4 protein-coding genes and 1 pseudogene are annotated in these 5,980 nt (G+C 64.1%); 1 reads left to right on the top strand and 4 read right to left on the bottom strand.

The window, feature by feature from the left end; genetic code table 11:
* From AC3AYF_RS17285 to AC3AYF_RS17270, 4 genes and pseudogenes are all read right to left on the bottom strand, one after another.
* Positions 1-106 (bottom strand): annotated as a pseudogene (locus tag AC3AYF_RS17285) (sulfate adenylyltransferase subunit CysD); the annotation flags it as partial.
* A 143-nt stretch (positions 107-249) separates the two neighbouring features.
* A complete protein-coding gene (gene cysQ / locus AC3AYF_RS17280) occupies positions 250-1,077 on the bottom strand; it encodes a 3'(2'),5'-bisphosphate nucleotidase CysQ (protein WP_295037736.1) in 828 nt (275 codons plus the stop codon).
* A 50-nt stretch (positions 1,078-1,127) separates the two neighbouring features.
* A complete protein-coding gene (locus AC3AYF_RS17275) occupies positions 1,128-2,891 on the bottom strand; it encodes an SLC13 family permease (protein WP_295037738.1) in 1,764 nt (587 codons plus the stop codon).
* 226 nt (positions 2,892-3,117) lie between these two features.
* Positions 3,118-4,326, bottom strand: coding sequence for an aminoglycoside phosphotransferase family protein (locus AC3AYF_RS17270; RefSeq protein WP_295037740.1), 1,209 nt, complete (start codon positions 4,324-4,326; stop codon positions 3,118-3,120).
* A 258-nt stretch (positions 4,327-4,584) separates the two neighbouring features.
* Between AC3AYF_RS17270 and AC3AYF_RS17265 the strand changes: the two genes are divergently transcribed.
* Positions 4,585-5,980 (top strand): hypothetical protein (locus AC3AYF_RS17265; protein ID WP_295037742.1); only part of this gene is annotated, 1,396 nt, incomplete at its 3' end.

Raw genomic sequence — 5,980 nt, 5'->3', positions numbered from 1 at the left:
TGGAGTAGAGCATCACCGGGTTGCCGAACTCGGCCGCGACCTCGCGGATGATGTGAATGGACTCGGCTTCGAGCTGCTTGAGATGGGTCTGGCGTTCGGGGGTCATTTCCATATCGAGTGGTCCATTGAATCGGGGGTTAGTTACGCAACGGGAAGCTGAAAGCCCGAAGAGCGCCGCTTCGCGGCTGGAAGCTGGAAGAAAAGCCCGGTCAAAAACGGGTACTGGAGACTTCTTCCAACCTCCAACTTCTAGCTTCCGGCACTAAGCGCCGAACTCAGCGCATCGCGCCAACGGGAGTCACGCTGCCCACAGACGATGAAGAACGGGTTGAGGGTGCTTTCCTGCTGGTTGCAGCGCAGTGGTTCGAGGGTCTGGGCGTCGAGCACCTGGCCGCCGGCGGCGGTGACGACGGCCTGGGCGGCGGCGGTGTCCCATTCGCAGGTCGGCGCCAGGCGCGGGTAGAGGTCGGCGGCGCCTTCGGCGACGAGGCAGAGCTTGAGCGAGCTGCCCATGGAGACCCGTTCGTGGGCCGGCAGTTGGGCGCAGAAGGCTTCGAACGATTCGGCGCCGTGGGAGCGACTGCCGACGATCAGCCAGGGTTGGTCGCCCGCCGCCGGCAGCTCGCGCACGCGAATCGGCTGTTCGCCGTCGGCGGTGATCTTGAACGCGCCGCTGTCGGCATCCCCCCACCAGGTCATGCCGAGCACCGGCGCATGGACGATGCCGAAGCACGGCACGCCATTCTCGACCAGCGCCACGTTGAGCGTGAACTCGCCGTTCTTCTTGATGAACTCCTTGGTGCCGTCCAGCGGGTCGATGAGCCAGTAGCTCGACCACTGCCGGCGGGTGTCGAACGGGATGGCATCGCTCTCCTCGGAGAGCAGCGGTATCTCCGGCGTCACGCGCTGCAGCAGCGCGGTCAGCGCCCGGTGGGCGGCCATGTCCGCCTGGGTCAGCGGGCTGTCGTCGGCCTTGGTCTCGACGCTGAAATCCTGGGCATAGATCTCCAGCACCCGCTCACCGGCGGCGATCACGCCAGAGAGCAGTTCCCGCCTCGTGGCTTCGTCGATCTTCATGGTGTCTCTCCGTCAATCCTTCGGCCAGACCGATCACCATTCGCGTCGTGTCAGAAAGGCCAGATGAAAGGGATGAGCAGAATCGCGGTACCCCCCACCAGAGCGCTCACGGGGAACCCCAGTTTGAGATAGTCGTGCATCCGGTATCCCCCCGGCCCCATCACCATCAGGTTGGTCTGGTAGCCCAGGGCGGTCATGAAGCTGGCCGAGGCGGCGATGGTGATGGCGATCACGAACGGCATGAAATCCACCCCCAACTGCTGCGAGACTGCCAGCGCGATGGGGAACATCAGCACCGCCGCGGCGTTGTTGGTGATCATCTCGGTAAACAGCACCGTCATCAGGTAGATGAACGCCAGCGCCAGCCAGGGCGAGTCGATATGCCCGACCACCAGTTCGGCGATGGTCCGTGCCGCACCGGACTGGGTCATCGCCTCGCCAAGGGAAAACGAGGCCGCGATCACGATCAGCACCGAAAGATCGATGTAGCGCCGCGCCTTGCCCATGGAGAGACAGCCGGTCATCAGCAGGGCCCCGGCCGCGAGAAAGGCAGCTTCCAGGATCGAGATCAGGTTGGTCGCGCTGAGCACCACCATCACGCCCAAAATGCCCAGCGAGAGCGGCGCCTTCTGGAAGTTGGGCGGCGTGGAGTCGTTGAGCTGGCTGACCAGCAGAAAATCCTTGCGGTAACGGTACTGCTCGACGAACTCCTGGCCTGTCTCCAGTAGCAGGGTGTCGCCGACCTGGAGCTCGATATCGCCGACCTTGCCGTTCAGGCGCCGGCCATGGCGGGAGATCGACAGGATCACTGCCTGGAACCGGGAACGAAACCGGGATTCCCGCACTGTCTGCCCGATGCCGGTGAAGTCCGGGCTGACCACCGCCTCGACCAGGCAGCGCCGGTGGTGGGCGACATCCAGCTTCTGGACGTTGCCGTTGGCGGGGCTCAACCCGCGAATCTCGCGGAGTTCCCTGGCGCACTCCGGCGCGCCGATGAAGACCAGCGTGTCGCCGCCCAGCAGCTTCGTCTCCGGCGGCACCGCCGTCATCAGGTGGTCGTCGCGCTCGATATCGGCCAGATAGCCGAACTGCAGGTTGCGCAGCCCGGCATCCGCGATCGACTTGCCCACCAGCGGCCCACCGGGTTCGACGGTGACCTCCACGCTGTACTCGCGAATCTGGTCCAGCTGGGCGTTGGTGCCATCCCGCTGCGGCAGCAGCCATGTGGCGAAGATCAGGATGAAACCGCCGCCGACGAGCAGGATCGGCAGCCCGATCCAGGTCAGTTCGAACATGCCGAGGGAGACGCCCAGTTGGCTCTGCAACAGGCCGTCGACCACCAGGTTGGTGCTGGTGCCGATCAGGGTGCAGGTGCCTCCGAGGATGGAGATGTAGCTGAGCGGCAGCAGCAGCTTGGAGGGGGGCAGCCGCAGGCGGTTGGACCAGTCCTGGATGGCAGGTATGAACATCGCCACCACCGTGGTGTTGTTCATGAAGGCGCTCAGGATCGAGGCCGGCAGCATCACCCGCCACTGGGCGCGGCGTAGCGTGGTCGGCTGCCCCAGCAGTTGCGCGGCGATCCACTTGATCGCGCCGGTCTCCTTCAGCGCCGCCGCCACCACGTATAGCGCCGCGATGGTCATCACCCCGGTATTGGCGAAACCGGCCAGCGCTTGCTGGGGCGTCAACACGTTGGTGAAGATCAGAAACGCCATGGCGCCGACCAGGATGGCGTCCGGCGCGATCCGAGTGAAAACGAGCGTGGCCAAAACCGCCACGACGGTTGCGATGCTCAACCAGGCATCGATATCCATACCTTCCCCTGCCAAACGCCCGGATGGCACTGATTTAACGTTTATCAATCAGCCGCTTAACCGAAAAAATCCGCTTCCTGCGGAAAAAATCCCCGGTCGACGCATTCTAAGCCGCTCCTCGCGGCGGGCACCAGCACGGCTTTTCTAAGAAAGGTAATGACACTGTTAATGAGGTGAGCGGCATGAGAAACCGCAAACCGACGGCAGACGATGCTGCGCGATCGCTTCAATTTCCCTGGGAAACGGCCCCGGTTCCCGGGGGTTTTCGGCCCGTTGACTCAGCGAACCGACGATGCAGATATTTTCCCTCCTCCGTGGCGTGGAAATCGGGGTGACGCTGCGACATGGCGAAATAGGTCATGATCAGCCACCCCAGGCGCATCGCGTCCGGCCTGGGGGCTTTTTCCCGTCCCTGCATTGCCTCGATCCACGCTTCGGCGAGCCTGGGCGGCACGCTCAGCAGCAGGCGGGCCAGATCGCAGCCCACCGGCAGCATGCCGGCGTGGTCCCAGTCGATGAATATGGGCGCACCGGTCGAATCCTGAATCAGCACGTTCTGCGGGTGAAGGTCGCCGTGGGAGAAGACCCGCGGCAGCCGGTAGACGACCAGCGCCATTCCCAGCAGCCGTTCGAGTTCTTGCCACCGCCGTCGCCTCAGTGCCGAGAGACAGACGCCCACGATCATCCTGTTCAGTGCGCGACGTCCCCGACGGCCGATATCACGATCGGACCATCCACCTGGACGGCCGACGAGGGCGAGCCACGCCAGCGAGTCCAGCGTGTCGCGGAAGGCGGGTTCGCTGCCCTCGCGATGGGCGCCCAGCGGCTTCCCCTCGATTCGTTCCACCACCAGGCTGGCGGTCTCCCCATGGTCGATAACGGCCTTCAGCGACGGCGCCGCGATACCGGCGGGCGCGAGTACCTGGCGGTAGAGTCGTTCCAGCCCGAGAGCGTGGGCGCGCGATAGCTGGCAATGGACGACATAGCGGGTATCTGCCGTTCGCACCTCCAGCGCGGGGAGATGGCCCATGTGACCCGGCAGCGGGCGGAGGGCGCGCACCTCGAGATGGGGCCGCAGCGGCGCGACCCATGGTCCGAGGATGGGATGGGCCATGCCGGTCTCGACATCGATGAATCCGTCATCGACGTCATGCGCCATCACCACGGCCAGGCCATCGTTGAGCAGGCGCCCGCTGTCGAGCGCACTGACCCGGACCAGGTCTCCCGGCCGCAGCGACATCGGTGCGAGAAAGCCGACATCGGCCCGGGTCGAGAGGCCCGCCTCGACCACATCGGGCCTCGGCTCCTGGCACAGCGCGCAGTAGCGAGCCTCGCCGTTGATCGAGACCAGCACCGCGCGGGGTTCGCCCTGGCGGTCGCCGACATACCAACCCCGAACCACCTGCTGGCCCACCTCATCCACGAACCCCGGCATGGCGTGTCTCGCTCCGTTGTCATGACTCCCACTCCCCCGCTTTTATATCAATGTCCGGGGTCGGGTTGCGTAACGTCTTACAACGGTGGCGGAACGCTCCGGCAACATGGACCAGCATCTTATGGCGACACCCGCGTTACGAGATCATGACAACGGCTGACGACTTTACGACAGGGTGACACGTCTTTTATCCAATTGGCGCTGAATTCAAGTGGACATTGAACGAGTATTTAATAAAAACCACCGGAGGCTCATCCCATGGCTCAGGAAATCACGCGCGAGAATGTCTCGAACCCTCTCCCGGATGCTGGCGACCCGAGAGCCGATGGCCAGCGCAGCGGGCGCTGGCAGTCGACGCTGTCGCGGACCCTGCACCTGAGCCAGAAATCCACCCCTTCCGGTGACGACGAATCCAAGCCTGGAGAGCGCGCCGATGCCGATACCGAGGCGCCCAGGAACCTGAACGACTACAACCAGATCGTGACCATCGGCGACGATCTCATTCGCTACGAGACCAAGGGCGGCAAGACCGTCGAGGTCGACCGCCACGCCACGCCGGCGCTGTTCGAGACGGTCAAGCAGGATGCCTCCCAGATGAGCGCGCTCAACCAGAGCGGAGAGGATGGCTATGGCGTGTTGCCGCCCGATGCCGAGCCGCCCGGCAAGCTGAGCGACTACCGTTTCATCGCCCCGCCCGATGAAGTCGCCAAGGGTGTCATCCGCTACGAGATGCAGAACGGCACCCGGGTCGTGGTTGCCGAGCGCGCCAACCCTGAGCTCTTCGCTGCCGTCAAGAAGGATTACGAGAGCCTGATCGGCATCAACAAGAGCGAGGCGGATGGCTACCAGCGCATCGGCAGCGACGCCACGCCACCGCCCTACTACAACACCGAAGTCGGCGCGCCCGGCGAGATGGGCCCGGAGGTGATTCGCTACGAGCATGACGGCGAGAAGTTCGTCGTCGCGCGCAGCGACAATCCGGAACTCTATGACTACCTGAGCGAGCAGTACGCGACCCTGGGCGGTAACGCCGAGCATCAGGATGCCATCGACATTGCGGTCGAGGATGGCGCCACCATTGCCGGCGCCGATACCGAAGCCCCCGACTTCAACGACTACAAGCGGTTCCATTGGCAGAACGATGCGCGGGAGGACGTCATTCGCTACACCACTCACGACGGCAAGGACGTGGTGGTATCGAAGGCGTTGACGCCGGCACTGTTCGAAACGGTCTCCACCGCACAGCAGACCTGGGATCGGATCCACGAACTCGAGGACGACGGCTACAAGCTGCGTTCCGCCGACGAGGACATCCCGGTGCTGGGCAAGGGTGACAGCGTCAAGAGCGCCACCGACGAGCACGGCGACGTCATCGAGGGGCTCAAGCTGGTCGAGGTCGACGGCGAGAAGTTCGTGGTCTCCAAGGGGGTGACACCGGAGCATTTCGAGGCCGCCTCCAGCTTCCAGCAGACCTCCAGCGAGGATGTCATCGACGATGTGTTCGCCGATCACGACCTGCCCGGCTCCGAAGAGACCAACCTGATGGGCCAGGAGACCACCGTCGAGAACGACGATGGCGAGGCCAAGACGGTCACCGAACTCTACATGGAGAAGCTGGAGGAGACGGCGGAAAACTCGGACAACGAGAACCTCA

The organism is Salinicola sp. (assembly GCF_982684285.1).
The sequence above is the reverse complement of the archived record's forward strand: the minus strand, read 5'-3'. Positions and strand labels throughout refer to the sequence as shown.